General features: G+C 61.3%; 26 protein-coding genes. 22 read left to right on the top strand and 4 right to left on the bottom strand.

Features of this window, described 5'->3' with window-relative positions:
* The first annotated feature begins 543 nt into the window (after positions 1-543).
* Together BM026_RS19915 and BM026_RS19910 are read left to right on the top strand one after the other, a co-directional pair.
* Positions 544-1269: a response regulator gene (locus BM026_RS19915; RefSeq protein WP_092242497.1), complete on the top strand. Its 726-nt coding sequence runs from the start codon at positions 544-546 to the stop codon at positions 1267-1269.
* On the top strand, positions 1266-2876 hold the full coding sequence (locus BM026_RS19910) for an ATP-binding protein (protein WP_093529816.1): 1611 nt from the start codon (positions 1266-1268) through the stop codon (positions 2874-2876). Before BM026_RS19915 ends, BM026_RS19910 begins: the two co-directional genes overlap by 4 nt.
* A 4-nt stretch (positions 2877-2880) precedes the next feature.
* On the opposite strand, the gene BM026_RS19905 is transcribed toward BM026_RS19910, so the two are convergent.
* Positions 2881-3597, bottom strand: coding sequence for a 4'-phosphopantetheinyl transferase family protein (locus tag BM026_RS19905; RefSeq protein ID WP_093529814.1), 717 nt, complete (start codon positions 3595-3597; stop codon positions 2881-2883).
* A 135-nt stretch (positions 3598-3732) separates the two neighbouring features.
* On the opposite strand from BM026_RS19905, the gene BM026_RS19900 reads away from it, so the two are divergent.
* From BM026_RS19900 to BM026_RS19890, 3 genes are read left to right on the top strand one after another with little or no spacing between them, the layout of a single operon-like run.
* Complete coding sequence (locus tag BM026_RS19900) at positions 3733-4041, top strand: hypothetical protein (protein WP_093128144.1); 309 nt, start codon at positions 3733-3735, stop codon at positions 4039-4041.
* Between the two features lie 18 nt (positions 4042-4059).
* Positions 4060-4737: a response regulator gene (locus tag BM026_RS19895; RefSeq protein WP_092242509.1), complete on the top strand. Its 678-nt coding sequence runs from the start codon at positions 4060-4062 to the stop codon at positions 4735-4737.
* Positions 4734-6080 (top strand): ATP-binding protein, encoded by a 1347-nt coding sequence (locus tag BM026_RS19890; RefSeq protein ID WP_093128142.1) that lies wholly within the window; start codon positions 4734-4736, stop codon positions 6078-6080. Before BM026_RS19895 ends, BM026_RS19890 begins: the two co-directional genes overlap by 4 nt.
* 60 nt (positions 6081-6140) lie before the next feature.
* Here the strand turns inward: BM026_RS19890 and BM026_RS19885 are convergent, their stop codons facing one another.
* On the bottom strand, positions 6141-7139 hold the full coding sequence (locus BM026_RS19885) for an AraC family transcriptional regulator (protein ID WP_093529812.1): 999 nt from the start codon (positions 7137-7139) through the stop codon (positions 6141-6143).
* Between the two features lie 338 nt (positions 7140-7477).
* On the opposite strand from BM026_RS19885, the gene BM026_RS19880 reads away from it, so the two are divergent.
* From BM026_RS19880 to BM026_RS19870, 3 genes are all read left to right on the top strand, one after another.
* Positions 7478-8809 carry a dicarboxylate/amino acid:cation symporter gene (locus BM026_RS19880; protein WP_071490511.1) on the top strand — a complete coding sequence of 444 codons (1332 nt, stop codon included), beginning with the start codon at positions 7478-7480 and terminating at the stop codon, positions 8807-8809.
* A gap of 140 nt (positions 8810-8949) precedes the next feature.
* Positions 8950-9936 carry an XdhC family protein gene (locus BM026_RS19875; protein WP_071490510.1) on the top strand — a complete coding sequence of 329 codons (987 nt, stop codon included), beginning with the start codon at positions 8950-8952 and terminating at the stop codon, positions 9934-9936.
* Positions 9933-10517 carry a nucleotidyltransferase family protein gene (locus BM026_RS19870; protein WP_093128139.1) on the top strand — a complete coding sequence of 195 codons (585 nt, stop codon included), beginning with the start codon at positions 9933-9935 and terminating at the stop codon, positions 10515-10517. Before BM026_RS19875 ends, BM026_RS19870 begins: the two co-directional genes overlap by 4 nt.
* Positions 10518-10580: 63 nt before the next feature.
* Here the strand turns inward: BM026_RS19870 and rne are convergent, their stop codons facing one another.
* Positions 10581-13724 carry a ribonuclease E gene (gene rne, locus BM026_RS19865; RefSeq protein WP_218189405.1) on the bottom strand — a complete coding sequence of 1048 codons (3144 nt, stop codon included), beginning with the start codon at positions 13722-13724 and terminating at the stop codon, positions 10581-10583.
* Positions 13725-14483: 759 nt separating this feature from the next.
* On the opposite strand from rne, the gene rluC reads away from it, so the two are divergent.
* From rluC to BM026_RS19850, 3 genes are read left to right on the top strand one after another with little or no spacing between them, the layout of a single operon-like run.
* The gene (gene rluC / locus BM026_RS19860; protein WP_071490507.1) at positions 14484-15443 is read left to right on the top strand and encodes a 23S rRNA pseudouridine(955/2504/2580) synthase RluC; all 960 of its coding nucleotides are present in this window, start codon (positions 14484-14486) and stop codon (positions 15441-15443) included.
* A complete protein-coding gene (locus BM026_RS19855) occupies positions 15430-16092 on the top strand; it encodes an HAD-IA family hydrolase (RefSeq protein WP_093514558.1) in 663 nt (220 codons plus the stop codon). Before rluC ends, BM026_RS19855 begins: the two co-directional genes overlap by 14 nt.
* Before the next feature lie 21 nt (positions 16093-16113).
* Positions 16114-17097 (top strand): S49 family peptidase, encoded by a 984-nt coding sequence (locus BM026_RS19850; RefSeq protein WP_092242527.1) that lies wholly within the window; start codon positions 16114-16116, stop codon positions 17095-17097.
* Positions 17098-17227: 130 nt separating this feature from the next.
* On the opposite strand, the gene BM026_RS19845 is transcribed toward BM026_RS19850, so the two are convergent.
* Positions 17228-17806, bottom strand: coding sequence for a Maf family protein (locus BM026_RS19845; RefSeq protein WP_093514559.1), 579 nt, complete (start codon positions 17804-17806; stop codon positions 17228-17230).
* A 105-nt stretch (positions 17807-17911) separates the two neighbouring features.
* Between BM026_RS19845 and BM026_RS19840 the strand changes: the two genes are divergently transcribed.
* The 11 genes from BM026_RS19840 (at position 17912) to BM026_RS19790 (ending at position 26884) form a co-directional block, all read left to right on the top strand.
* Positions 17912-18442: a YceD family protein gene (locus tag BM026_RS19840; protein ID WP_010566563.1), complete on the top strand. Its 531-nt coding sequence runs from the start codon at positions 17912-17914 to the stop codon at positions 18440-18442.
* A 13-nt stretch (positions 18443-18455) separates the two neighbouring features.
* Positions 18456-18638 carry a 50S ribosomal protein L32 gene (rpmF, locus tag BM026_RS19835; protein WP_003179396.1) on the top strand — a complete coding sequence of 61 codons (183 nt, stop codon included), beginning with the start codon at positions 18456-18458 and terminating at the stop codon, positions 18636-18638.
* 4 nt (positions 18639-18642) lie between these two features.
* Positions 18643-19653, top strand: a complete 1011-nt coding sequence (gene plsX, locus BM026_RS19830) for a phosphate acyltransferase PlsX (RefSeq protein ID WP_093529808.1) — start codon at positions 18643-18645, stop codon at positions 19651-19653.
* Positions 19654-19779: 126 nt separating this feature from the next.
* Positions 19780-20718: an ACP S-malonyltransferase gene (gene fabD / locus BM026_RS19825; RefSeq protein WP_093529806.1), complete on the top strand. Its 939-nt coding sequence runs from the start codon at positions 19780-19782 to the stop codon at positions 20716-20718.
* A gap of 25 nt (positions 20719-20743) precedes the next feature.
* Positions 20744-21487, top strand: coding sequence for a 3-oxoacyl-ACP reductase FabG (gene fabG, locus BM026_RS19820; RefSeq protein ID WP_015885432.1), 744 nt, complete (start codon positions 20744-20746; stop codon positions 21485-21487).
* A 191-nt stretch (positions 21488-21678) separates the two neighbouring features.
* On the top strand, positions 21679-21915 hold the full coding sequence (gene acpP, locus BM026_RS19815; RefSeq protein WP_003175607.1) for an acyl carrier protein: 237 nt from the start codon (positions 21679-21681) through the stop codon (positions 21913-21915).
* 128 nt (positions 21916-22043) lie between these two features.
* Complete coding sequence (gene fabF / locus BM026_RS19810) at positions 22044-23288, top strand: beta-ketoacyl-ACP synthase II (protein ID WP_093128129.1); 1245 nt, start codon at positions 22044-22046, stop codon at positions 23286-23288.
* On the top strand, positions 23288-24103 hold the full coding sequence (gene pabC / locus BM026_RS19805) for an aminodeoxychorismate lyase (RefSeq protein ID WP_093529804.1): 816 nt from the start codon (positions 23288-23290) through the stop codon (positions 24101-24103). Before fabF ends, pabC begins: the two co-directional genes overlap by 1 nt.
* Before the next feature lies 1 nt (position 24104).
* Positions 24105-25238 carry an endolytic transglycosylase MltG gene (gene mltG / locus BM026_RS19800; RefSeq protein ID WP_093514562.1) on the top strand — a complete coding sequence of 378 codons (1134 nt, stop codon included), beginning with the start codon at positions 24105-24107 and terminating at the stop codon, positions 25236-25238.
* Between the two features lie 31 nt (positions 25239-25269).
* Positions 25270-25902 carry a dTMP kinase gene (tmk, locus tag BM026_RS19795; protein ID WP_093529802.1) on the top strand — a complete coding sequence of 211 codons (633 nt, stop codon included), beginning with the start codon at positions 25270-25272 and terminating at the stop codon, positions 25900-25902.
* A complete protein-coding gene (locus tag BM026_RS19790) occupies positions 25895-26884 on the top strand; it encodes a DNA polymerase III subunit delta' (protein ID WP_092242555.1) in 990 nt (329 codons plus the stop codon). Before tmk ends, BM026_RS19790 begins: the two co-directional genes overlap by 8 nt.
* The last annotated feature ends 55 nt before the right edge of the window (positions 26885-26939 follow it).

Raw genomic sequence — 26939 nt, 5'->3', positions numbered from 1 at the left:
CTCCACGTTCTATATTTGATTGCGAGTGCCAGGCTCTTCCTGCAACACCCGTACCGTTTTCCATATCGGGGATGGGAAACAGCTGCCATCCGCGTGAGCGGTTTGGTCTACTGAAAATCGGTTGGTTCCATGCTGCGCTAGCAATAAAACGCTTGAATTTCGAGCCACTTGTGTGGTTGGGCGATTTCTTCGAAAACCCCACATGTAGGGTCTTCTGTAGTGCCGAGGTACAAGATAATGCGTTTTCGAGGGGTTAGCAACGCAGTAACCTGTGGATAACGCTGTGAGTAAAATGTGTAAGAAAGGTAGAACAGCCGTGTAGGCCGCATTGCTGCTGGATTACGCCGTTTGTCATTAAATGTTTCGGCCTCAAAACAAGCAGCCCATTTTCGAAGGGCGCGAACCCTATCACAAAAAAACCTGATCACCGAATGGATTTCCCGGCTTGTGTTTGAGGGCTGGCCCATGGCTACAATCGCCTGCCTCGGGCTAAGAAGCGACCCACATCATGCCCGCCTTTTATGACAGACATTGAGGTCACCCGTGGAGCAAGAAGCCTGGCAGGTATTGATAGTCGAAGATGACCAGCGACTGGCCGAATTGACCCGTGAGTACCTGGAGGGCAACGGCCTGCGGGTCTCGGTGGAAGGCGATGGCGCCCTGGCGGCGGCGCGGATCATCGCCGAACAGCCCGACCTGGTGATCCTCGACCTGATGCTGCCCGGCGAAGACGGCCTGAGCATCTGCCGCAAGGTGCGTGAGCGCTATGACGGCGTGATCCTGATGCTCACCGCGCGCACCGACGATATGGACCAGGTGCTGGGCCTGGACATGGGCGCCGACGATTATGTGTGCAAGCCCGTGCGCCCGCGCCTGTTGCTGGCGCGCATCCAGGCCCTGCTGCGGCGCAGCGAAGCGACGGAGCCAGCCGCCGTGGAGAACCAGCGCCGCCTGCAATTCGGCCCTCTGGTGGTGGACAACGCCCTGCGCGAGGCCTGGCTGAATAATGAGGGCATCGAACTGACCAGCGCCGAGTTCGACCTGCTGTGGCTGCTGGTGGCGAATGCCGGGCGCATTCTTTCCCGCGAAGAAATCTTCATTGCCCTGCGCGGCATCGGCTACGACGGTCAGGATCGCTCCATCGACGTGCGTATCTCTCGCATACGCCCCAAGATAGGTGACGACCCGATCCACCCGCGCCTGATCAAGACCATTCGCAGCAAAGGCTACCTGTTCGTCCCCGAAGCCGCCGCCGACATGCCGCTGTGAACTCGATCTTCCTGCGCATATACGGCGGCATGTGCGCGGCGCTGATCCTGGTGGCGCTGCTCGGCGTGCTGGCTCTGCACCTGCTCAACGAGGTGCGCAGCGGCCAGTACCGCGAGCGCCTGGCCCATGGCACCTTCGCCTTGATGGGTGACAACCTGCAACCCATGAGCGCCATCGAGCGCCAGCGCGCCCTGGCGGTGTGGGAGCGTTTGCTGGGGATTCCGCTGGAGTTGCGCCCGCTGGCCGATGCGCAACTGGACTTGAGCCAGCGCAATCGCCTGCAACGCGGCCAGGTGCTGGTGGAGCAGACCGGGCCGCATGCCGCGCGGGTGCTGCGTTTGGTCAGCGAACAGGAGCAGCTTGTTCTTACAGGCGAGGTTCAGCAGATCAGCGAACAACTGGCCCGCGCGACTATCTACCTGCTGGCCGATGAGCTGGTGCGCTTTCCGGTGGCCGAACAGCCGCAGCGCCTGGCAGATATAAAGGAAGCCAAGGGCTTTGGCTTTGATATGCACCTGATGCCACTCGACCAGGCCGATATGGATGAAGACCAGCGTCGTCGGGTTTCGGAAGGCGATACGGTGATGGCCCTGGGCAAGGGCGGCGATTCGATCCGCGTGTTTGCCGGTATGGTCGGTACGCCGTGGGTGCTGGAGATCGGCCCGTTGTATCAGATGAACCCTTACCCGGCGCAATGGCTGATCCTGATTGCCTTGATCGGCCTGACCCTGATCGGCCTGATCGTCTATCTATTGGTGCGCCAGCTTGAGCGTCGGCTGCGTGGTCTGGAAGCCGCCGCCACACGGATCGCCAAGGGCAATCTGGAGGTTCGCGTGCCGGCCCGTGGTGCTGATTCGGTGGGGCGGCTGGCGGCGGCGTTCAATGGCATGGCCGAGCATTTGCAACAACTGCTGGCGATCCAGCGCGAGTTGGTGCGCGCGGTGTCCCACGAACTGCGCACGCCGGTGGCACGCCTGCGTTTCGGCCTGGAGATGGTTGGCGACGCCGCTACCGTCGAGGCTCGGCGTAAATACTTGGAAGGCATGGACAACGACATCCAGGACCTCGATGGCCTGGTGGATGAAATGCTCACTTATGCGCGCCTGGAACAAGGCTCGCCGGAGCTGAATTTCCAGCGCGTTGACCTCGATGCGCTGCTCGACCAGGTGATCGGCGAATTATCGCCACTGCGTCCGCACGTGACCGTGGCCCGAGGGATTTGCTTGTCTTCGACGCATTGGGACGACGCCTGGGTCGACGCCGAACCGCGTTACCTGCACCGTGCCCTGCAGAACCTGGTGAGCAATGCCATGCGCCACGCCCAAGGCCAGGTGTTGATCAGTTATCAGGTGGGCCAGGTGCGCTGCCGCATCGACGTGGAAGACGACGGCCCCGGCGTGCCGGAAAGCGCCTGGGAGCGCATCTTCACGCCCTTTCTGCGCCTGGACGACAGTCGCACCCGTGCCTCGGGCGGGCATGGCCTGGGGTTGTCGATTGTGCGGCGGATTATCTATTGGCACGGCGGGCGGGCGTTGATCAGCAAGAGCAATAATCTGGGCGGCGCGTGTTTCAGCTTGAGTTGGCCCAGGGATCAGGATAAACCCTGATGGATCAGGCGCTGACTGCGACCAGGCTCAACAACTGCCCATCATCCACCGCAAACTGGCCCACCAATTCCTTGCCATGGCACCACTCTTCGGACAGGTCCGTCAGCAGTCTCAGCCGCAGATGCCCGCCCTCCGACCATTCCAGTAACTCGGCATGCTCAAAGTAGAAACGCTTCTGCACAATGGGGTAGAGCGCCTTGAACAGGCTCTCCTTGGCGGAGAACGTCAGCGTCACCAACAGGGCGATCCTTTCCCTTGGCAAGGCGGCCATGCGCAGTAATTCATCAGCCGTCAGGATTTCCCCCGCCAAGCGCTCGGCCCGCTCGAGGCTCAGCACATTCTCCAGGTCCATCCCCAGCCCGCGCCATTGCGCCTTGTGCCCGACAATCGCGGCGGCATGCCCGGTGCTATGGGTGATGGAACCGCTGATAGGCGCGGGCCACACCGGTGCGCGGTCTTCGCCGATCGCCGGGATGCAGTCGAGGTGATCGAGTTGTTGCAGGGCGGCACGGGCGCACAAACGACCGGCGAGGAACTCGGCCTGGCGCTTGGTCACCGAGCGCTGAATGCTCGCCGGTGGCGGCACGGCACAGCGCTGGAAGTCGCCAGGCGTGAGCAGGGTCGGGTCAAAACGCGTGCTGAGAAACACCGTGCCGGGTAACGGTTCGGGCAGCGGCCAATGGGCGTCGAGTGGGGTGCAGCAAGCGGGCAAGGGATTCATGGTCGGTATTTTGCCGAGTTGCGGGGCGTGAGGATAGCCCACTGCGGTTCAGGTGAGGTTCAGAGCCTGTTCAGGGGGAGTTCAGGGGGGGCTGCGTAGTCTGGGGCATACAGCCAAACGCATAGAGGTAACACCATGACTGCGATCAAACAGCTGATGTTGGCGTTAACCATGCTCAGTGCAACCGCTGGGGTCCAGGCATCCGATGGCGCCTTCGCCGCATTCGGCGGTGAGAAAACCAAGAAATCCAGTACCTTGATCCAGCGTGTCAGCTTCGAAGAAGTGGGCAGCCAACCCACGCCCTGGGGCCAGTCCCTGGGCCTTGCAACACCGCAGCCGGCCTACCGCGCCGGCTATGAACACCTGACCGGCCAGTTCAATGGCATTAAACTGCGCCCGCAAGACCTGCAGGGCCGCTATGATATCCCTCTGTCGGACAGTTGAATTGCTTTGGAGAGCCTTATGAAATTGCTGGTGGTGGAAGATGAGGCGCTGCTGCGTCATCACCTGTTTACCCGCCTGACCGACAGCGGGCATGTGGTCGAGGCCGTGGCCAATGCCGAAGAGGCGCTGTACCAGACTGGCCAGTTCAATCATGACCTGGCGATTATCGACCTGGGCCTGCCCGGCATGGGCGGCCTGGACCTGATCCGCCAACTGCGTGCCCAGGCCAAGACCTTTCCGATCCTGATCCTCACCGCCCGCGGTAACTGGCAGGACAAGGTCGAAGGCCTGGCTGCGGGTGCCGACGACTACGTGGTCAAACCGTTCCAGTTCGAAGAGCTGGAGGCGCGGATGAACGCTTTGCTGCGCCGATCCAGTGGCTTTACCCAGTCGACCATTGTTGCTGGTCCCTTGTTGCTGGACCTCAATCGCAAGCAGGCGTCGCTCGAAGAGCAGCCGCTGGCGTTGACCGCCTACGAATATCGGATCCTTGAATACCTGATGCGCCATCACCAACAAGTGGTCGCCAAAGACCGCTTGATGGAACAGCTCTACCCCGATGACGACGAGCGTGATCCGAATGTCATCGAGGTGCTGGTCGGTCGCCTGCGTCGCAAGCTGGAGGGCCCGGCCGGGTTCAAGCCGATCGACACGGTGCGTGGCCTGGGCTATCTGTTCAATGAGCGCTGCCGTTGATTCGCTCGCTACGCGTACGCTTGATGCTGGCGGCCGCCACCCTGGCCGTGCTGTTCATGCTCGGCCTGTTGCCGGCCATGCAAGGGGCGTTCAGCCTGGCGTTGCAGGACTCCATCGAGCAGCGCCTGGCGTCGGACGTCACCACCTTGATCTCTGCCGCGCGGGTCGAAAACAACCGTCTGCTGATGCCGGCGCAGTTGCCCGACGAACGCTTCAACCTCACTGACAGCCGCCTGCTCGGCTATATCTACGACCGCGAAGGCCACCTGGTGTGGCGTTCGCGGGCGACCAAAGAAGAAAACATCAACTACAAGCCGCGCTACGACGGGCGCGGTAACGAGTTTGCGCGGATTCGCGAGGCCAACGGCCAGGAATTCTTCGTGTATGACGTCGAGGTCAGGCTGCTGGGCGGCAAGAGCGCCGCCTTCAGTATCGTGGCCCTGCAACCGGTGCGCGAATACCAGTTGACCCTGGAAGGCCTGCGCGAAAATCTCTACCTGGGCTTCGGCGCAGCCTTGCTGGTGTTGTTGACCTTACTGTGGCTGGGCCTGACCTGGGGCCTGCAAGCCCTGCGCCGGCTGAGTCAGGAGCTCGACCAGATCGAAGGCGGCACCCGTGAGAGCCTCTCCGAACAACACCCCCGCGAATTGCTGCGCCTGACCGGCTCCCTCAACCGCTTGCTGCACAGCGAGCGTGAGCAACGTGCGCGCTACCGCGATTCCCTCGACGATTTGGCCCACAGCCTGAAAACCCCGCTCGCGGTGTTGCAGGGAGTGAGCGAAGAAATGGCCCAGCGTCCGGAAGATCGCGAGCAGGCCCGGGTGCTGCAGTCGCAGATCGAGCGCATGAGCCAGCAGATCAGCTACCAGTTGCAGCGCGCCAGCCTGCGCAAAAGCGGCCTGGTGCGCCACCAGGTGCGCCTGGAGCCGGTGCTGCAAAGCCTGTGCGATACGCTGGGCAAGGTCTACCGCGACAAGCGCGTCAGTGTGTCCTTCGACCTGCCGGAAGAATGTGACGTGCCAATCGAGAAAGGCGCCTTGTTGGAGCTGCTCGGCAACCTGCTGGAAAACGCCTACCGCCTGTGCGTGAGCGAAGTGCGCATCAGCCTCGTGGAAAGCCTGGAAGGCACCGAGCTGTGTATTGAGGATGACGGGCCTGGCGTGCCGCCGGATCAGCGTGCCAGGATTCTGCAGCGGGGTGAACGGCTGGACCGTCAGCACCCGGGGCAGGGGATTGGGTTGGCGGTGGTCAAGGACATCATCGAGAGCTACGGTGCGCGTTTGACCCTGGGCGATTCGCCGTTGGGTGGCGCCGCCTTCAGGATTCACTTCCCGGCTTTGTGATCTTTAGGGGGGTACAGGCCTCATCGGGGGCAAGCCCCCTCCCACATTGGCGCTACATCTTTAGCTCTCTTGGGCTCGGTAAGCCCCCGGCGTCAACCCCGTCCACTTCTTGAACGCTCGATGAAACGCCGACGGTTCGGAAAAACCCAACTGCTCGGCAATCTCCTGCAACGACAAATCCGCCCGCCCCAAATGATAGATGGCGATGTCCCGCCGCAGCTCATCCTTGAGTGCCTGAAAGCTGGTGCCTTCTTCGCGCAAATGCCTGCGCAGGGTCTGCGGGCTGATGTGCAACTGCTGGGCGACGGCTTCCAGGTCTGGCCAGGGTGTACGGTCGCCGCTGAGCAAGCGGCGGAGCTGGCTGCTCAAGCTGTCGCCTTCATCCGGCCGTGACAACAGGTCGGCGGGGGAGTGCTCGAGGAAGTGCTTGAGCGTGCGTTCGTCCTGCAACAGCGGCAGGCTCAGGTAGCGGCTGTGAAATACCAGGCTGCTGTTCGGTGCGCCGAATACCTGGGTGCAGGGAAACAGCAGGTCGTATTCGCTGGCGTGAGCCGGCATCGGGTAGCTGAAGGTGGCCTGGTGCAGGCGGATGCGTTGGCCGATCAGCCAACTGCCGAGTCGATGCCAGATCACCAGCAGGCATTCGCTGAGGAAGTGATCCGGGTCCCACAATTGCGAGTCGTCCAGGCTCAAACGGGCCATTTCGCCTTCACGTGTCAGCTGCCAGCGTGGTCCCTGCGGGAATAGGCTATAAAACAATAAGCCGCGTTCCAGGGCTTTCTCCAGGGTGCGGCAGTGGATCAATGCGTGGCACATCATGGCAAAGGTGCCGCGTTTGCTGGGGCCGTCGGCAAACCCCAGGTATTCATCGTCCAGCGCCAGCCAGAGCATTTGCAGCAACCGGGTAAATTGTTCCGGCGCGATGCGGGCGCGAGGTTCGGTCAGTAGTTCCGGGGTGATACCTGCTTGCAGCAGCAGGCCCGAGTAGTCGTAATCGACCCGACGCGCACCGCCGAGGGCTGCCCGGGCGTAATGGCTGGCGATGGTACGTTCACGCATGCGAAGGCCTCTTCCATGGAAGGGCAGATGGTAGCCACCCTCGGATGGGGTCACAAGGCGGATATCCGCCAAATTGTAGGACGGGATCAGGTTGATGGGCGGAAATCCGCCACTCGATTCGGTGCTTGGGAGGGCACTTGTAAAGTACAAACCCTGATGTCTAAAGGCCTTCAGGGTTTTTCAGCAAAGTGGCACGGCGTTTGCGATAAGGATGACAGCGCAGGCTGGACCTACCGACCTCGCAAACAACAAATCCCTCCAGTGCAGGAGGGTTCGCAATTCAAGTGTCGTGGGCAATGGCGGATATTTGCCACACGGGACGATTGAGGAACTTTGCAATGACGACTCGTCAGCCTATCTACAAATCCCTGTACTTCCAGGTGATCGTTGCAATCGTTATCGGTATTTTGCTCGGTCACTTCTACCCACAGACCGGTGTGGCCCTCAAGCCACTGGGTGACGGGTTCATCAAACTGATCAAAATGGTCATCGCCCCGATCATCTTCTGCACCGTTGTCAGCGGCATCGCTGGCATGCAAAGCATGAAATCGGTCGGCAAGACCGGCGGCTATGCGCTGCTGTACTTCGAGATCGTTTCCACCATCGCGCTGCTGATCGGCCTGATCGTGGTGAACGTGGTGCAACCGGGCAACGGCATGCACATCGACGTCGCCACCCTGGACGCCTCCAAAGTGGCAGCCTACGTCACTGCCGGTAAGGACCAGAGCATCGTCGGCTTTATCCTCAATGTGATCCCTAACACTATCGTCGGCGCGTTCGCCAATGGCGACATCCTGCAAGTGCTGATGTTCTCGGTGATCTTCGGTTTCGCCCTGCACCGTCTGGGTGCCTACGGCAAGCCGGTACTGGACTTCATCGATCGCTTCGCCCACGTGATGTTCAACATCATCAACATGATCATGAAGCTCGCGCCAATCGGTGCCCTGGGCGCCATGGCGTTCACCATCGGTGCCTACGGTGTGGGTTCGCTGGTGCAACTGGGCCAGTTGATGATCTGCTTCTACATCACCTGCCTGCTGTTCGTGCTGGTGGTGCTGGGTGGTATCTGCCGCGCTCACGGTTTCAGCGTGTTGAAACTGGTTCGCTACATCCGTGAAGAGCTGCTGATCGTTCTGGGTACTTCGTCTTCCGAGTCCGCACTGCCACGCATGCTGATCAAGATGGAGCGTCTGGGCGCCAAGAAGTCCGTAGTAGGCCTGGTCATCCCGACTGGCTACTCGTTCAACCTCGACGGTACGTCGATCTACCTGACCATGGCGGCCGTGTTCATCGCCCAGGCGACTGACACTCACATGGACATCACCCACCAGATCACCCTGCTGCTGGTGCTGCTGCTGTCCTCCAAAGGCGCTGCAGGCGTGACCGGTTCGGGCTTCATCGTACTGGCGGCCACCCTGTCGGCCGTAGGTCACCTGCCGGTTGCCGGCCTGGCGCTGATCCTGGGTATCGACCGCTTCATGTCCGAAGCCCGTGCGCTGACCAACCTGGTGGGTAACGCCGTTGCCACCATCGTTGTGGCCAAGTGGGTCAAGGAACTGGACACCGACAAGCTGCAAAGCGAGCTGGCGTCCGGCGGTACCGGCATCTCGGAAACCCGTGAGCTGGATGACCTGGGCGTGGCCGAAGGCCCTGCACCTGTGGTCAAGTAAATCGCCGATGGCGTGAACTAACGCCGACAGCAACGCACAAACGCCCCGACTGGTTCGGGGCGTTTGCGTTTCTGGCGCGTCACTTCGGCAACTTTTGTTTTACAGTGAATGTCTCGGTTGTAACGCTTGCAGGAGGTTATGTGGACAGTGTGGATCTGAATGTCCTGCGCAGCGTGCTCGAATGGCGCCGTGCCGGACAGCGAGTGGTGTTGTACAGCGTGGTCCAGACCTGGGGCAGCGCGCCGCGCCCGCCGGGCGCCATGCTGGCGTTGCGGGGCGATGGGGTAGTGATCGGCTCGGTATCGGGCGGGTGCATCGAGGATGACTTGATTGCACGCCTGCAGGATGGCCGGCTGCCTGAAGACGGGCCGCCGGTGCAGTTGGTGACCTACGGCGTTACCCGCGATGAAGCGGCGCGTTTTGGCCTGCCGTGCGGCGGCACCTTGCGCCTGACCGAGGAGCGGGTAGACGAGTGGGAATGGGTGGCTGAGCTGTTGGCACGGTGCGAGGCTCATCAGATCGTCGCTCGGGAGTTGGACCTGGCCACTGGCAAGGTGACGTTGAGTGGCGCGAGCAAGACCGATGTCGTCACCTTCGACGGTGAACGCCTGCGAGCCATCTATGGCCCACGCTGGCGCCTGCTGTTGATCGGTGCCGGGCAGTTGTCGCGGTATGTGGCGGAAATGGCGCGCCTGCTGGATTTCGAAGTACTGATCTGCGACCCGCGCGATGAGTTTGTCTATGGTTGGGAAGACCAGCACGGTCGCTTCGTGCCGGGTATGCCCGATGAGGCGGTGCTGAATATCCAGACCGACGAGCGCACGGCCATCGTCTGCCTCACCCATGATCCGCGCCTGGATGACATGGCGCTGCTGACGGCACTGAATTCCTCGGCGTTCTACATTGGTGCCCTCGGTTCACGGGTCAACAGCCAGAAACGCCGGGAAAACCTCGCGGCGCTGGGCTTGTCGACGGAAGCGATTGCGCGTCTGCATGGGCCGATCGGTTTGCATATCGGCAGTCATACACCGGCGGAAATCGCGTTGTCGTTGATGGCGGAAATTGTTGCGATCAAGAATGGTGTGGCGCCGATGCAGAAGAAGCCGTTGCCGGTGGTGGTTGAGTGAGCATCACCGCGATTGTGCTGGCGGCGGGGCAGGGCAGCCGTTTCCGCGCCGAGGCAGGGGCTGACCAGGACAAGTTGCTGGCTGATTGTGTGGGCCTGGATGGCGTAGTTCGGCCAGTGATCGAGCAGGTGCTGAAGAATCTGCCGAGTGTCGTGGCTGATCGTTGGGTGGTGACTTCAGCCGATCGTCCCGAAGTAATTCGCTTGGCAGAGATCTACGGTTGCAAGGTGTTGCTGCTGCGCTCGGCCGGCATGGGCGACAGTATTGCCGCTGCGGTTGCAGCCAGTGCTTCGGCGAATGGCTGGCTGGTGGTGTTGGGGGATATGCCGTTTATTCAGTCATCGAGCATTGAGCGAGTGATTGCGGGGTTGGAGGAGGGTGGCATCAGTGTGCCGGTGCAGGACGGGCAGTACGGGCATCCTGTGGCATTTGGCCGGGCATTTGGGCCCGGGTTGATGGCTTTGACCGGTGACCGTGGAGCCAAGCCGTTGTTTGCCCAGGCGGCGGTGCGTGAGGTGGCGGTAGATGACCCAGGTGTGTCATGGGATGTGGACGTGCCTGCGTTGTTGCATTACCTCTAACCGGACGAACATAAAAAAGCCCCGCCTGATCACTCAGGCGGGGCTTTTCAGTGGCTGCGGGAATCAGGCGAGAGGTTTGCTCTCGTGTTCTGCTTCCTGTGCCGCGGCAGCAGCAGCGGCAGCGGCTTCAGCTTCCTTGCGACGACGACGCACTTCACGTGGGTCGTTCGGCGCACGGCCGTTTTCGGTCAGGGCGCTGACCGGTGCAGCCTCAACCACGGGGGCAGCCACTTCGGCAGCCGCCGGCGCTTCAACCACTGGCGCTGGTTCAACGACCGGAGCAGGCTCAACCACTGGGGCTGGCTCGGCAACCACAACTTCGGCAACCGGTGCCGGCGCTTCTTCTACCGCCGGGGCAGGTGCTGGCGCTGGCGCTTCAACCGGAGCGGCAGGCTCGGCAGTCCATTGGAAGGCGGTCTGTTCTTCACGAACTTCACGAACTTCCGGGGCCGCTTCGACAACCGGTGCTTCAATCACTGCTTCAGCCACAGGTTGAGGCTCGACTACCGGTACTTGTTCAGCCACCGCTTCAACTTCTGGCAGGGCTTCTTGAACCGGAGCAACTTCCACTTCCGGAACAACCGGTGCTTCGATTGGGGTAGTCGCTTCAACAACCGGTGCTTCTACGACTGGGGTTTCGGCAGCAGGTGCTTCAACGACCGACGCTTCAACCACTGGGGCCTCGGCGGCAGGCACTTCCACAACGACGGCTTCTTCAACAGTCGCGGTAGCGCGCTCAGCCTGCTCGTGCGCCTGGGCTTCAGCCGGAGCGCTGATGACCGAGCTGGCAACGGCAGCGGTAACGGCCAGGCCGGCAGCCAGTTCGGCGCCAGTCGGCTCGCTGGTAGCGGCTTCTGCGTTTTCGCCGGTCTCTTCCGAGCCTTCGATCACGTTGCCGTTGGCATCGCGTTGACGCTCACGACGGTTGCTGCGACGACGCTGGCCACGGGAGCGGCGGCGTGGACGATCGCCTTCGGCGCCTTCCTGACCGTCTTCCTGCAGTTGCTCTTCGCCGGTCAGCACTTCTTCTTCGCTGGCGGCAGCCGCTTGTTCGGCACGTGGTTGACGCTCTTCACGCGGAGCGCGAGGCTGGCGTTCTTCACGCGGCTGGCGAGCCGGGCGTTCTTCGGCAACAACAGCTGCACCGGCAACGGCTGGCGCAGCGTCCAGCGGCTCGCGCAGTTCGCGCACACGCTCTTCGCGCTCGCCACGTGGCTTGCGGTCTTCGCGTGGGGCGCGTGGAGTACGCGGGGCGCGCTCTTCACGCGGTGCCCGTTCTACGGTCGGGGTTTCTTCACGGGCTTCGCGAGGCGCACGCTCTTCACGTGGGGCGCGTTCTTCACGCGGCGCACGCTCTTCGCGCGGCTTGCGCTCTTCGTCACGACGGCCGTTGCGGTTACGGCTCTGCTGGCGACCGTTGCGACGCTCTTCGTTGCGTGCAGGGCGCTCGGTCGCTGGTTTCTCAACCACAACCGGTGCAGCAGGCTCTTCCTTGGTGGCGAACAGGCTTACCAGCGACTTCACCAGGCCTTTGAACAGGCTTGGCTCAGGCATTACGGCTGGCGCGGCAACCGGAGCGGCGGCTTCAACCGGAACCGGTGCGTTGGCACGGGCCGGAGCGGTTTTCACGGCGGCTTCCTGGCGGACCAGGGTGCGGGTCGCGGCGGCTGGCTGCACTTCTTCGACTTCGGCGGCTGCAGCGGCGATTTCGTAGCTGGACTGGCCGCTGTGGGCTTCCGGGCTGTCATCACGCAGGCGCTGCACTTCGAAGTGCGGCGTTTCGAGGTGATCGTTCGGCAGGATGACGATACGGGCACGGGTGCGCAGTTCGATCTTGGTGATCGAGTTGCGTTTTTCGTTGAGCAGGAAGGCTGCAACCGGAATCGGCACTTGTGCGCGGACTTCGGCGGTGCGGTCTTTCAGGGCTTCTTCTTCGATCAGGCGCAGGATCGCCAGGGACAGCGATTCAACGTCACGGATGATGCCGGTGCCGTTGCAACGCGGGCAAACGATGCCGCTGCTCTCGCCCAGGGACGGACGCAGGCGCTGACGGGACATTTCCAGCAGGCCGAAGCGCGAGATGCGGCCGACCTGTACGCGGGCACGGTCAGCTTCCAGGCATTCGCGGACTTTCTCTTCCACGGCGCGCTGGTTCTTGGCTGGGGTCATGTCGATGAAGTCGATCACGATCAGGCCGCCGATGTCACGCAGGCGCAGCTGGCGGGCGATTTCTTCAGCCGCTTCCAGGTTGGTCTGCAGGGCGGTTTCTTCGATGTCGCTGCCTTTGGTCGCACGCGCCGAGTTGATGTCGATGGACACCAGGGCTTCGGTCGGGTCGATCACGATGGAGCCACCGGAAGGCAGTTCGACCACGCGCTGGAAGGCGGTCTCGATCTGGCTTTCGATCTGGAAACGGTTGAACAGCGGAACGCTGTCTTCGTACAGCTTGATCTTGCTGGCGTACTGCGGCATCACCTGGCGGATGAAGGTCAGGGCTTCGTCCTGGGCTTCAACGCTGTCGATCAGCACTTCGCCGATGTCCTGGCGCAGGTAATCACGGATGGCGCGGATGATCACGTTGCTTTCCTGGTAGATCAGGAACGGCGCGGAACGATCCAGGGAGGCTTCCTTGATGGCGGTCCAGAGTTGCAGCAGGTAGTCGAGGTCCCACTGCATTTCTTCGCTGCTGCGGCCCAGGCCGGCAGTGCGCACGATCAGGCCCATGTCGGCCGGTGCGATCAGGCCGTTCAGCGCTTCACGCAGTTCGTTGCGCTCTTCGCCTTCGATGCGACGGGAAATGCCGCCGGCACGCGGGTTGTTCGGCATCAGGACCAGGTAACGGCCAGCCAGGCTGATGAAGGTGGTCAGGGCGGCGCCCTTGTTGCCACGTTCTTCTTTTTCGACCTGGACGATGACTTCCTGGCCTTCGCTCAGGACGTCCTTGATGTTCACGCGGCCTTCGGGGGCTTTCTTGAAGTATTCGCGGGAGATTTCTTTGAGGGGCAGGAAGCCGTGGCGCTCGGAGCCGAAATCGACAAAGGCAGCCTCGAGGCTTGGTTCGATGCGAGTAATACGGCCTTTATAGATGTTGGCCTTCTTTTGCTCGCGTGCACCGGATTCGATGTCCAGGTCGTAGAGGCGTTGGCCATCTACCAGTGCAACACGCAACTCTTCGGGTTGAGTTGCGTTAATCAGCATTCTTTTCATGTTGTACCGTCGGTTTCCGGGCTGCCGGAAACGGCGTTCGGCACACACGACTTCTCACGGTCGGTGTCAGGTGCGTCAAGAGTGGTTGGCCACTCCAGTGTCCAGCAATAACAGGCCAATTGGGCCGGTACCGCGACGGACGCGTCCTGCTTGTTAGCGGTGGTGACAAAGGCACCACTTCAACAAAAGCTAAGGTCAGGAGGAGGAATCAACCGGCGACTGTGGACGAGATGAAGCGTCTAAATATAAGCCTAGTGCTACACGGTCCGACGGTTGTGCATCTCCACCCTACACGTATCCCTGATAATTCGGGTGCTGCCGCGCGCAGAATCCGCAGCGGGTTGGCATTTACCGTGTTCTCCAATGGGGAGTCCACGCTCATGGCTAAACAAGACTAGGTGTGGGCGGTTGCGCTCTCACTCAGCTCTTAACAGGCGTTGTTTCCGAAGCATTCGCCGTGGTCTGGTCCAAGACTGACTGCACTTTGTGAACTGGCCGTAAATATCGGCGCAGAACGCGAGTATTCACTCTGCTTTCTGCACTCGCTTCAGGCCTCATGTCACCTGCGCTTGTTACAATCTTGAACCTTCCAGGGTGGCGAAAGCCCCGTAGGACGGCCTCGCGTCCTGATGAATTGCGATGGTCAGGGCCGGCAGTTTGCCGCATGTCCTCTGTCCAGGCCGCTTTTGGCGGCGTTCGCGACTATAGCAGCAATGATTAAGTGCTTCAATTCCATAAAAAATTGTTATCATCGCCGCCATGACGACTACCGCCCCCCAGACCCCCAGCGTCCAGCTGCTCGAGGTCTCGCCGGAATATGCCGGCCAACGCATCGACAATTTTCTCCTGGCCAGGCTCAAAGGCGTGCCCAAGACCTTGATTTACCGCATCTTGCGTAAAGGTGAAGTGCGGGTGAACAAGGGCCGGATCAAGCCCGAGTACAAGTTGCAGGCGGGCGATATCGTACGCGTGCCACCGGTGCGCGTGCCTGAGCGTGACGAGCCTGTACCGTTGGCCCAGGGCTTGTTGCAGCGCCTGGAAGCCTCGATTGTCTTCGAAGACAGCAAGCTGATTGTGATCAACAAGCCCTGCGGCATTGCGGTGCATGGTGGCAGCGGCCTGAATTTCGGTGTGATCGAAGCCTTTCGTCAGTTGCGCCCGGATGCCAAGGAGCTGGAACTGGTCCACCGCCTGGACCGCGACACGTCCGGCCTGCTGATGATCGCCAAGAAACGCAGCATGTTGCGCCACCTGCACACCGCCTTGCGCGGCGATGGCGTGGACAAGCGCTACATGGCGCTGGTGCGCGGCAACTGGGCCAGTTCCATCAAGAGCGTCCGTGCGCCGTTGCAGAAGAGCAACCTTCGCTCCGGCGAGCGCATGGTCGAAGTGGATGAGGAGGGCAAAGAAGCCCTGACCCTGTTCAAGGTGCTGCGCCGTTTCGGCGACTTCGCCACGATGGTCGAGGCCAAGCCGGTCACCGGGCGCACCCATCAGATTCGTGTGCACACCCTGCACGCGGGTCACTGCATCGCGGGCGATACCAAGTACGGCGATGAAGATTTCTCCAGGGAAATCCGCGATCTGGGCGGCAAGCGCCTGTTCCTGCACGCCTACATGCTCACCGTGCCGCTGCCAGATGGTGGCGAGTTGAAGCTGCAGGCACCGGTCGATGAGATGTGGGCCAAGACCGTGGAGCGCTTGAGTGTCGCGCCTTGACTACAAACTGCTGATATTCGATTGGGATGGCACCCTGGCCGACTCCATTGGCCGGATTGTAGAGTCGATGCACGCTGCGTCGACCCGCTCGGGGTATGCGCTGTGCAGTGATCTGGCGGTCAAGGGCATTATCGGCCTCGGCTTGCCTGAGGCGATTCGCACCTTGTACCCCGAGATCAGCGACGCCGAACTGGTCGCGTTTCGCGAGCATTACGCCGATCACTACATCGCATTGGAGGCCACCCCTTCGCCGCTGTTCGACGGTGTGGCGCAGGCCCTGGAGGCATTCCGTGCCCAGGGCTATCACCTGGCAGTCGCCACTGGCAAGGCACGACGTGGCCTGGATCGGGTGCTCAAGGCCCACGGTTGGGAAGATTATTTCGATATCACCCGCGCCGCCGATGAAACTGCCAGCAAGCCTCATCCTCTGATGCTGGAGCAGATCCTGGCTCATTGCGGCGTGTCGCCACGCCAGGCCTTGATGGTGGGCGACGCCTCCTTCGACCTGATGATGGCGCGCAATGCGGGCATGGACAGTGTGGCGGTCAGCTATGGCGCCCAGGCTGCCGAGGCGTTGCAGCAATATGAGCCGCGTCTGACGATTGATCATTTTTCCGAATTGCGGGCCTGGCTCAACCGGGCCCAATAAGTCTTTGCTGGGGTTGATGGCATGAGTGATGAGTGGAAAGCGCCCGAAAAGGCTGAAAGCAGTGATGACAAAAGCTGGAAGCTGCTGGAGAAAACCCTTCTGGCCAGCGTTCAGGAGCAGCGTCGCGCGCGGCGTTGGGGGATTTTCTTCAAGCTGCTGACCTTTGTCTGGCTCATCGGCATGCTGGCGCTGTTCAGTCCACTGGTAGACATGGAAAAAAGCGCAACCCGGGGTGCCAATTACACTGCCCTGATCGAAGTGCGCGGAGTGATTGCCGACAAGGAGTCCGCCAGTGCCGACAACATTGTCAGCAGCCTGCGCGCCGCGTTCGAAGACCCTAAGGTCAAAGGTGTGATCCTGCGTATCAACAGCCCGGGCGGCAGCCCGGTGCAATCGGGTTATGTGTATGACGAGATCCGTCGTCTGCGTGGTCTGCACCCGGATACCAAGCTGTATGCGGTGATTTCCGACCTGGGCGCCTCGGGTGCCTATTACATTGCCAGTGCCGCTGACCAGATCTACGCCGACAAGGCCAGTCTGGTGGGTTCCATTGGCGTGACGGCGGCCGGTTATGGTTTCGTCGGCACCATGGAGAAGCTCGGGGTGGAGCGTCGCACGTACACTTCGGGTGAACACAAATCCTTCCTCGATCCCTTCCAGCCGCAAAAGGCCGATGAGACCCAGTTCTGGCAGGGTGTGCTCGATACCACCCATCGCCAATTCATCGCGAGCGTGAAACAGGGGCGTGGTGATCGTCTGAAGGACAAAGACCATCCGGAGCTGTTCTCCGGCCTGGTGTGGTCTGGCGAACAGGCGTTGCCGCTGGGCTTGATCGACGGCCTGGGCAGTGCCAGTTCGGTGGCGCGGGATGTGATTGGCGAGAAGGAGTTGGTGGATTTTACGGTTGAGGAATCGCCGTTTGATCGTTTCTCCAAGCGGCTCGGTGCCAGTGTGGCCGAGAAGCTGGCCTTTTACATGGGCTTCCAAGGCCCATCCCTGCGCTGAGCCCCAGGCTACATATAGATCAAAATGTGGGAGGGGGCTCGCCCCCGATTGCGGTGGGTCAACTGCGGGTTAGTTGGCTGATCCTCTGCTATCGGGGGCAAGCCCCCTCCCACATTTGCTTGTGGTGTTCTCAGGGGATTTGCACGCCTTCGGCCAGCAGCATATCCACCAGGCGAATGAGGGGAAGGCCGATGAGGCTGGTGGCGTCCGACCCTTCGGTACTTTGGAACAGGCTCACGCCCAACCCCTCGGCCTTGAAGCTTCCCGCACAGTCATACGGCTGCTCGACTCGCAAATAGCGTTCGATGCGCTCGGCATCCAGCTCACGCATGTGCACGGTAAAAGGCACGCAGTCGACCTGGCAGTTGCCTGTCTCGCTGTTCAGCAGCGCCAACCCAGTGAGGAAACTGACGCGCTTGCCGCTGGCGGCCAGCAGTTGCTCGCGGGCATTCTCGAAGGTGTGCGGCTTGCCGATGATCCGGCCATCGAGTGCGGCCACCTGGTCGGAGCCGATAATCAAATACCCCGGATGGCTGGCGGCAAGGGCGCGGGCTTTCTGTTCGGCCAGGCGCTTGACCAGTTCCTCGGCGGATTCATTTTCGTGGTGACTTTCATCGATATCCGGTGAGCTGCAGATAAACGGCAGGTGCAGGCGGCTCAGCAATTCCCGGCGATACACCGAGCTGGATGCGAGTAATAAAGGCAGCATGGGCGTCTCCTCAGGTCGGCAGCGGATTCTAGCGGGGCGACCGGCTGACGCACAGGGCTGAATTTCCTTTGACATGGCTGGGTGCATCCCTATAATGCTGCGCCTATGTTGAATGACCCGATTCCACCTCACGTTGACCCGCGCAAATTGGCTGATCGTGGCACTTCCCTTCAAGGTGAGTTGCTGCTGGCCGATTTGGAGAGACTCTGCGACCCGCTTTCCGACACTGTCGGTACGGTGCAGGCCAAATTCGTTTTTGAACGAGATGAACGTAAATCTGTGGTAATCCACAGTTTTATCGACACCGAAGTCAAAATGGTTTGCCAGCGTTGTCTTGAGCTGGTCACCCTGCCGATCCACAGCGAGTGCAGTTATGCTGTGGTGAAGGAGGGTGCGAATACCCAGTCGTTGCCGAAAGGTTATGACGTGCTGGAACTGGGCGAAGATCCTTTGGATCTGCATGCACTGATCGAGGAGGAGCTTCTGCTCGCCTTGCCCATTGTGCCTGCTCATCATCCGGAAGAATGCCAGCAGCCGGCGGGCCTCGATGACGAGCCCGAACCGAGCGAGGACGAGGTAACGCGGTCCAACCCGTTCAGTGTATTGGCGCAGTTAAAGCGTGACCCAAACGTTTAGGAGTTAATCAATTATGGCTGTTCAGCAGAACAAAAAATCCCGCTCCGCCCGTGACATGCGCCGTTCGCACGACGCTCTCGAGGCTAGCACCCTGTCCGTGGAAAAGACCACCGGTGAAGTTCACCTGCGTCACCACGTATCGCCAGAAGGCGTATACCGTGGCCGTAAAGTGATCGACAAGGGCGCTGACGAGTAATCACTTGTCTGCTCTAGTCATCGCGATAGACGCAATGGGCGGGGACTTCGGTCCCCGCAGCATTGTTCAGGCCTGCATTGCCAGCCTGTCTGCAACACCCTCGCTGCACCTGGCCCTCGTCGGCCAACCCTCCTTACTTGAAGAACTGATTGCCAGCCATCCGGCGGTGGATCGCGCGCGCCTGACGATTACGCCAGCCAGCGAAACCATCACCATGGATGAAAAGCCTGCGGCAGCTCTGCGTGGCAAGCCTGACTCTTCAATGCGGGTGGCCCTGGAACTGCTGCGTGATGGCAAGGTGCAAGCCTGTGTCAGCGCCGGTAATACCGGGGCGCTGATGGCGTTGTCGCGGTTTGTGCTCAAGACCCTGCCCGGCATTGATCGACCGGCTATGGTGGCGGCGATTCCGACGCAAAAAGGCTATTGCCAGTTGCTGGATCTGGGCGCAAACGTCGATTGCAGCGCCGAGCATCTGCTCCAGTTCGCCGTGATGGGCTCGGTGGCCGCCGAGGCGCTTGGCGTGGCCCGCCCGCGCGTTGCCTTGCTGAATATCGGCACCGAAGACATCAAGGGCAACCAGCAGGTCAAGCTGGCCGCCACGTTGCTGCAGGGCGCGCGGGGTTTGAATTACGTCGGGTTTGTCGAAGGTGACGGCTTGTACCGTGGCGAAGCGGACGTGGTGGTGTGTGACGGGTTTGTCGGCAATATCCTGCTCAAATCCAGCGAAGGCCTGGCGACCATGATCGCCACGCGTATCGAGGCGCTGTTCAAACGGAACCTGGCATCGCGCGTTGTCGGCGCCCTGGCGCTGCCGTTGATGCGCCGCTTGCAGGCTGACCTGGCTCCGGCGCGGCATAATGGCGCGAGTTTTCTGGGGTTGCAGGGCATTGTGGTAAAAAGCCACGGCTCGGCCGGTGTCGAGGGTTTTCAAAGTGCGATCGCGCGGGCAGTGATCGAGATCCAGGAAAACCTGCCGCAACGCTTGCACGGCCGTCTTGAGGACCTGTTGCCTTAGGCGAATCGGCCCGGGAGTGCTTAAATGTGACCGGCCAGTTCAATTGACCATCCAATCTGTCAGTTTCGTGCGCTCCCACCGTAGGAGTGCGCATTTTTGACGACCAGATCATTAGGGGCTTGTTACATGTCTACATCCCTCGCATTCGTCTTTCCAGGGCAGGGTTCGCAGTCCCTCGGCATGTTGGCCGAGCTGGGCGCGCAATACCCGCTGATCCTGGACACCTTCAAGGAAGCTTCCGACGCCCTGGGTTACGACCTGTGGGCACTGACCCAGCAGGGGCCGGAAGAGCAACTCAATCAAACCGATAAAACCCAGCCGGCCATCCTGACCGCCTCGATCGCCCTGTGGCGCCTGTGGCTGGTAGAAGGCGGCGCACGCCCTGCATTCGTCGCCGGCCACAGCCTGGGCGAATACAGCGCCCTGGTGGCAGCGGGCAGCATGACCCTGGGTGAGGCGGTCAAGCTGGTCGAGCGTCGTGGCCAGCTGATGCAAGAAGCCGTTCCGGCCGGGCAGGGCGGCATGGCCGCGATCCTGGGCCTGGACGACGCCGTGGTGATCGAAGCCTGCGCCGAAGCGGCCCAGGGCGAAGTCGTCAGTGCAGTGAATTTCAATTCCCCGGGCCAGGTGGTGATCGCCGGTGTCAAGGCTGCCGTTGAGCGTGCCATCGAAGGCTGCAAGGCCCGTGGCGCCAAGCGTGCGTTGCCGTTGCCGGTGAGCGTGCCGTCGCACTGCGAGCTGATGCGCCCGGCGGCCGAGCGTTTTGCCGAGTCCATCGCCGCCATCAACTGGCAGGCGCCGCAGATCCCGCTGGTGCAGAACGTCAGCGCCGCCGTGGCTGCCGACCTCGAAACCCTCAAGCGCGATCTGCTGGAGCAGCTCTACAAGCCGGTACGCTGGGTTGAATCGGTCCAGACCCTGGCCGCCAATGGTGCGACTGAACTGGTTGAGTGTGGACCGGGTAAAGTCCTGGCCGGCCTGAACAAGCGCTGCGCCGACGGCGTGTCGACTGCCAACCTCAATACCCCTGACGCCTTTGCTGCCGCTCGCGCGGCACTGGCCTGAATCCCTGAACTTAGGAGAAGCCTGCATGAGTCTGCAAGGTAAAGTTGCACTGGTCACCGGCGCAAGCCGTGGCATTGGCCAGGCGATCGCCCTGGAGCTGGGCCGTCAGGGCGCTGTTGTGATCGGCACCGCTACTTCCGCCTCGGGCGCCGAGCGTATCGCCGCGACCCTGAAGGAAAACGGCGTGCAAGGCACCGGCCTGGAACTGAACGTGACCAGCGATGAATCCGTGGCTGCCGTTTTGGCCGAGATCACCGCACAGTTCGGCGCGCCGGCGATTCTGGTGAATAACGCCGGTATCACCCGCGATAACCTGATGATGCGCATGAAAGACGACGAGTGGTACGACGTGGTCGACACCAACTTGAACAGTCTGTTTCGCCTGTCCAAGGGCGTTTTGCGCGGTATGACCAAGGCGCGTTGGGGCCGAATTATCAATATTGGCTCCGTAGTGGGTGCCATGGGCAACGCAGGCCAAGTAAACTACGCAGCCGCCAAGGCCGGTCTGGAAGGTTTCAGCCGTGCATTGGCGCGTGAAGTCGGCTCGCGGTCGATTACGGTCAACTCGGTGGCTCCAGGGTTCATCGACACCGATATGACCCGCGAACTGCCGGAAGCACAGCGTGAAGCGTTGCTGACGCAGATTCCGCTGGGCCGTCTGGGCCAGGCTCAAGAGATCGCGAATGTGGTCACTTTCCTGGCATCCGACGGTGCGGCATACGTGACTGGGGCTACAATCCCGGTGAACGGCGGGATGTACATGAGTTAAATTGTGACGGATCGCTTCAAAAATATGTCATACGAGCTGTCTAAAATCCGTTATAAAGCTGCAACTTAATTTATAGGCAGGTGGCCGACCGGGTACAGGATGAAGCTTTCAGTTGAAAAGCTGAAAAGGCTTTCTATACACTTACCCACTGGCCAGCTGCCTGAATTTGTCCATTAGGAGTTAAACAAGGTATGAGCACCATCGAAGAGCGCGTCAAGAAAATCGTCGCCGAGCAACTGGGCGTTAAAGAAGAAGAAGTGGTCAACACTGCTTCCTTCGTAGAAGACCTGGGTGCCGATTCCCTTGACACCGTTGAGCTGGTGATGGCTCTGGAAGAGGAATTCGAGACCGAAATCCCGGACGAAGAAGCTGAAAAAATCACTACTGTTCAAGCTGCTATCGACTACGTTACTAGCCACCAGGCGTAATAGTTTGTAGTCGTCGCTTGCTGTCAGGGAAAAACCGCACTGCTGTAACGGCGTGCGGTTTTTTCTTTAGCCCTGATGAAAAGTACGCGCTGAAGCAAAAGTGTCGTCATTAGAAAAAGGAGAGTGCTGTGTCGCGTAGACGCGTCGTAGTCACCGGTATGGGTATGTTGTCGCCACTGGGCACGGATGTGCCAAGCAGTTGGCAGGGCATTCTGGCTGGCCGCAGTGGTATTGGTCTGATCGAACACACGGACCTTTCTGCCTATTCCACCCGTTTTGGCGGCTCGGTAAAGGGTTTCAATGTCGAGGAATATCTCTCGGTCAAGGAATCCCGCAAACTCGACCTGTTCATTCAATACGGCCTGGCAGCCGGTTTTCAGGCGGTGCGTAATGCAGGCCTGGAAGTCACCGACGCCAACCGTGACCGCATCGGCGTGGCCATGGGTTCGGGTATTGGCGGTTTGACCAATATCGAAGAAACCAGCCGCACGTTGCACGATTCCGGCCCCCGTCGAATTTCGCCGTTCTTCGTCCCGGGCTCGATCATCAATATGATTTCCGGTTTCCTGTCCATCCACCTGGGCGCACAGGGACCTAACTACGCCATCGCCACGGCGTGCACTACCGGCACGCACTGCATTGGCATGGCGGCGCGCAATATCGCCTATGACGAAGCCGACGTGATGATCGCCGGTGGCGCCGAAATGGCGGCCTGCGGCCTCGGCATGGGCGGCTTCGGCGCGTCCCGTGCGCTGTCGACGCGCAACGACGAGCCGACCCGCGCCAGCCGTCCATGGGACAAAGGCCGTGACGGCTTCGTGCTGTCCGACGGTGCCGGCGCCCTGGTGCTGGAAGAGTTGGAACACGCCAAGGCGCGTGGTGCCACCATCTACGCCGAGCTGATTGGCTTTGGCATGAGCGGTGACGCCTACCACATGACCTCGCCACCGTCCGACGGTGCCGGTGCCGCACGTTGCATCACCAACGCCCTGCGCGATGCCAAGGTGAATGCGGACCAGGTGCAGTACATCAACGCCCACGGGACTTCGACTCCGACGGGCGACCTGGCGGAAGCCGAGGCCATCAAGTCGGTGTTCGGTGAGCACGCCTATAAGCTGGCGGTCAGCTCCACCAAGTCCATGACCGGACACCTCTTGGGTGCGGCGGGCGCGGTCGAGGCGATCTTCAGTGTGATGGCCATCAAGGATCAGGTCGCGCCGCCGACCATCAACCTGGATGAGCCTGACGAAGGCTGCGACCTGAACTTCGTGCCTCACGAAGCTCAGCCGATGCCGATCGACGTGGCGATCTCCAACTCGTTCGGGTTTGGCGGTACCAACGGTTCCCTGGTGTTCCGCCGGTTCGCCGAGTGATGCACAGCTGGGTCGACGGTCAGCCAGCGGACAGCGTGCCCCTGAAAGATCGCGGCCTGGCGTATGGCGATGGGCTGTTCGAGACCATTGCCGTCAAGGCCGGACAGCCGGTGCTGCTCGACCGTCACCTGCAACGCCTCGACGAGGGTTGCAGGCGCCTCGCCTTGGTTGCGGATCCGATGGTGATCCGCAGCGAAGTGCTGGCCTACGCCACCGCCCTTGGCGAGGGTGTCCTCAAATTGATCCTGACCCGTGGCGACAGCCTGCGCGGTTATGGCATCCACCCTGGCGCACCGGTGCGCCGTATCTTGCAGGGCAGCCCGCCTGCTACTTATCCCAGCGCTCATGGAACCGATGGCATCCGCCTGTTTCCCTGTGCCACCCGCTTGGCCGAACAGCCGATGCTGGCCGGTCTCAAGCACCTCAACCGTCTGGAACAGGTGATCGCCCGCGCCGAGTGGCAGGACACCAAGCACGCTGAAGGCTTGATGCTGGATGTGTCCGGTCGTGTGATCGAAGGCGTGTTCAGCAACCTGTTCCTGGTGTGCAACGGCTTGTTACTAACCGCTGATCTGACACGTTGCGGCGTGACCGGGGTGATGCGCGCCGAGATTCTGGCCCAGGCACAGACCCTGGGCATCCCGGTGGCCGTGGCCGACATCAGTGTCGGGCAGTTGCAGCAAGCCGACGAAGTCTTCGTGTGTAACAGCGTTTATGGCATTTGGCCGGTGCGCGAGTGCGCTGCGATGAGCTGGTCGGTTGGCCCGCTCACCCGTAAACTGCAGGGCATTGTTCGCGCGCTATTGGAAATTTGAGTTGATACGAAAACTGTTTGTACTGCTGCTGATCGGTCTGTTCTCGGCGGCTTTGCTGTTGGGTTATGGCGCCTGGAAATACGACGCTGCCCTGAAGCAGCCCTTGAAGCTGACCCAGGAGCAATTGCTCGACGTACCGGCAGGGGCGACCCCCACCGGCACCTTCAATCGCCTGGAAGCTGACGGCGTACTGGACGGTGCCTTCTGGTTGCGTTTGTACTGGCGCTTCAACCTGGACGGCCAGCCATTGCACAGCGGCGAATACCGCATGACGCCCGGCATGACGGCGCAAGGCTTGATCGGCTTGTGGCAGCGTGGCGAAGTGGTGCAATACAGCCTGACGCTGGTCGAAGGTTGGAACTTCCGCCAGGTACGCTCGGCCCTGGCCAAGCATGAAAAGATCGTGCAGACCCTCTCGGGCCTGAGCGACAGCGACGTCATGGACAAGCTCGGTCACCCTGGCGTGTTTCCAGAAGGGCGGTTCTTCCCCGATACCTACCGTTTCGTGCGTGGCATGACCGACGTCGAATTCCTGAAGAAAGCCTACAACCGCCTGGACGATGTACTCGCCCAGGAATGGAGCAAGCGCGCTGCCGACGCGCCTTACACAGACCCTTACCAAGCGCTGATCATGGCCTCCCTGGTGGAGAAAGAGACGGGCGTGCCTGAAGAACGTGGGCAGATTGCCGGGGTATTTGTGCGGCGCCTGAAGGTCGGCATGCTGCTGCAGACCGACCCGACGGTGATCTACGGCCTGGGTGAACGCTACAACGGCAAGTTGACCCGCGCGCACCTCAAGGAAGCCAATCCCTACAACACCTACATGGTCGCCGGCCTGCCGCCGACGCCCATTGCCATGGTCGGCCGCGAGGCGATCCATGCCGCGCTGAACCCGGTGCCGGGCAGCAGCCTGTATTTCGTTGCCCGTGGCGATGGCAGCCACATTTTCTCGGATAACCTGGATGCGCATAATGCCGCCGTGCGTGAGTTCCAACTCAAGCGACGCGCCGATTACCGCTCCAGCCCGGCGCCGGTGGTGAAGCCTGCCGAAGACGCAACGCCACCGGCGGATGTGCCTGCCGAGGCGCCGGTAGAAAAGCCGGCCGACCCTGCTCCGGACGCTACCGCGCCGTAAAGCCCGCAATAATTCTGACTAAGGACTGCCTGTGACTGGCTTGTTTATTACCCTGGAAGGCCCCGAAGGCGCCGGCAAAAGCACCAACCGCGATTACCTGGCCGAGCGCTTGCGCAGCGAAGGCATCGAGGTGGTGTTGACCCGTGAGCCCGGTGGCACGCCGCTGGCCGAGCGTATCCGCGAAGTGCTGCTGGCGCCGGGTGACGAGCAGATGAACCCGGACACCGAGCTGCTGCTGGTGTTCGCCGCCCGTGCCCAGCATCTGGCCGAGGTGATCCGTCCGGCCCTGGCCCGTGGTGCCGTGGTGATTTGTGACCGTTTCACCGATTCCACCTACGCCTACCAGGGCGGCGGTCGGGGCTTGTCCGTGGAGCGCATCGCCACCCTGGAAACCTTTGTCCAAGGCGACTTGCGCCCTGACCTGACCTTGCTGTTCGATCTGCCGGTGGAAGTCGGCATGGCCCGTGCCAGCGCCCGTGGCCGCCTGGATCGCTTCGAGCTGGAAGGCGATGGGTTCTTCAACGCGGTACGCAGTGCATTCCTCACACTTGCCAAGGCGGAGCCTGCACGGTACTCCCTGCTGGATGCAGCCCAGCCGCTGGCGCAGGTGCAGCAGGCCATCGACGCGCTGCTACCCGGACTGCTGGAGCGCGCCCGTGGCTGAAGCCTACCCGTGGCAGGACAGCCTGTGGCAACAACTGGCCGGCCGTGCCCAACACGCCCACGCCTACCTGTTGCATGGGCCGGTGGGGATCGGCAAGCGAGCGTTGGCCGAGCGCCTGATGGCAAGCCTGCTGTGCCAGCGCCCGATCAATCTTGAGGCCTGCGGCGAGTGCAAATCCTGCCTGCTGCTCAAGGCTGGCAGCCACCCGGATAACTACCTGCTGGAACCCGAGGAAGCCGACAAGGCAATCAAGGTCGACCAGGTGCGCGACCTGGTCAGCTTCGTGGTGCAGACCGCACAGATGGGCGGACGCAAGGTGGTGCTGATCGAGCCGGTGGAGGCGATGAACATCAATGCTGCCAACGCCTTGCTCAAAAGCCTGGAGGAGCCGTCCGGCGATACGGTGTTGTTGCTGGTGAGTCACCAGTCCAGCCGTTTGCTGCCGACCATCCGCAGCCGCTGCGTGCAGCAGGCGTGCCCGCTGCCAAGCGAGGCCATGAGTCTTGCGTGGCTGGCACAGGCGTTGCCGGAGTGCTCCCAGGACGAACGGGTCGAGTTGCTGAGCCTGGCCGCCGGTTCGCCGTTGGCGGCGGTGAAGCTGCAGGTCCAGGGCGTGCGTGAACAACGGGCGCTGGTGGTGGAGGGGGTCAAGAAACTGATCAAGCAGGAAGTGTCCGCCACCCAGCTGGCAGAAAGCGCCTGGAAGGACATCCCCCTGCTGTTGCTGTTCGACTGGTTCTGCGACTGGTCAAGCCTGATCCTGCGCTACCAGCTGACCCAGGATGAAAACGGTCTGGGCCTGCCGGATATGCGCAAGGTGGTGCAGTACCTGGCGCAGAAAAGTGCCCAGGACAAGGTGCTGGCGAACCAGGACTGGATCCTCGCCCAGCGCCAGAAGGTGCTCGGCAAGGCCAACCTCAACCGCGTGCTGCTGCTTGAAGCGTTGCTGGTGCAATGGGTCGGTTTGCTCGGACGCCGTTAATTTCCGTGGCCGGCGGGTGTATCGTCGGCCAGACACTTTTCGTGACTGAAGTTGT

It is taken from the genome of Pseudomonas sp. NFPP24 (genome assembly GCF_900112095.1).
GTDB lineage: Bacteria > Pseudomonadota > Gammaproteobacteria > Pseudomonadales > Pseudomonadaceae > Aquipseudomonas > Aquipseudomonas extremorientalis.
The sequence above is the reverse complement of the archived record's forward strand: the minus strand, read 5'-3'. Positions and strand labels throughout refer to the sequence as shown.

Excerpts from the sequence above, each read along its gene's own strand:
- BM026_RS19905 (WP_093529814.1), bottom strand. The coding sequence starts at position 3,597 with ATGAATCCCTTGCCCGCTTGCTGCACCCCACTCGACGCCCATTGGCCG.
- BM026_RS19900 (WP_093128144.1), top strand. The coding sequence starts at position 3,733 with ATGACTGCGATCAAACAGCTGATGTTGGCGTTAACCATGCTCAGTGCA.
- BM026_RS19895 (WP_092242509.1), top strand. The coding sequence starts at position 4,060 with ATGAAATTGCTGGTGGTGGAAGATGAGGCGCTGCTGCGTCATCACCTG.
- BM026_RS19885 (WP_093529812.1), bottom strand. The coding sequence starts at position 7,139 with ATGCGTGAACGTACCATCGCCAGCCATTACGCCCGGGCAGCCCTCGGC.
- BM026_RS19880 (WP_071490511.1), top strand. The coding sequence starts at position 7,478 with ATGACGACTCGTCAGCCTATCTACAAATCCCTGTACTTCCAGGTGATC.
- rne (WP_218189405.1), bottom strand. The coding sequence starts at position 13,724 with ATGAAAAGAATGCTGATTAACGCAACTCAACCCGAAGAGTTGCGTGTT.
- rluC (WP_071490507.1), top strand. The coding sequence starts at position 14,484 with ATGACGACTACCGCCCCCCAGACCCCCAGCGTCCAGCTGCTCGAGGTC.
- BM026_RS19850 (WP_092242527.1), top strand. The coding sequence starts at position 16,114 with ATGAGTGATGAGTGGAAAGCGCCCGAAAAGGCTGAAAGCAGTGATGAC.
- BM026_RS19845 (WP_093514559.1), bottom strand. The coding sequence starts at position 17,806 with ATGCTGCCTTTATTACTCGCATCCAGCTCGGTGTATCGCCGGGAATTG.
- BM026_RS19840 (WP_010566563.1), top strand. The coding sequence starts at position 17,912 with ATGTTGAATGACCCGATTCCACCTCACGTTGACCCGCGCAAATTGGCT.
- rpmF (WP_003179396.1), top strand. The coding sequence starts at position 18,456 with ATGGCTGTTCAGCAGAACAAAAAATCCCGCTCCGCCCGTGACATGCGC.
- fabD (WP_093529806.1), top strand. The coding sequence starts at position 19,780 with ATGTCTACATCCCTCGCATTCGTCTTTCCAGGGCAGGGTTCGCAGTCC.
- fabG (WP_015885432.1), top strand. The coding sequence starts at position 20,744 with ATGAGTCTGCAAGGTAAAGTTGCACTGGTCACCGGCGCAAGCCGTGGC.
- acpP (WP_003175607.1), top strand. The coding sequence starts at position 21,679 with ATGAGCACCATCGAAGAGCGCGTCAAGAAAATCGTCGCCGAGCAACTG.
- pabC (WP_093529804.1), top strand. The coding sequence starts at position 23,288 with ATGCACAGCTGGGTCGACGGTCAGCCAGCGGACAGCGTGCCCCTGAAA.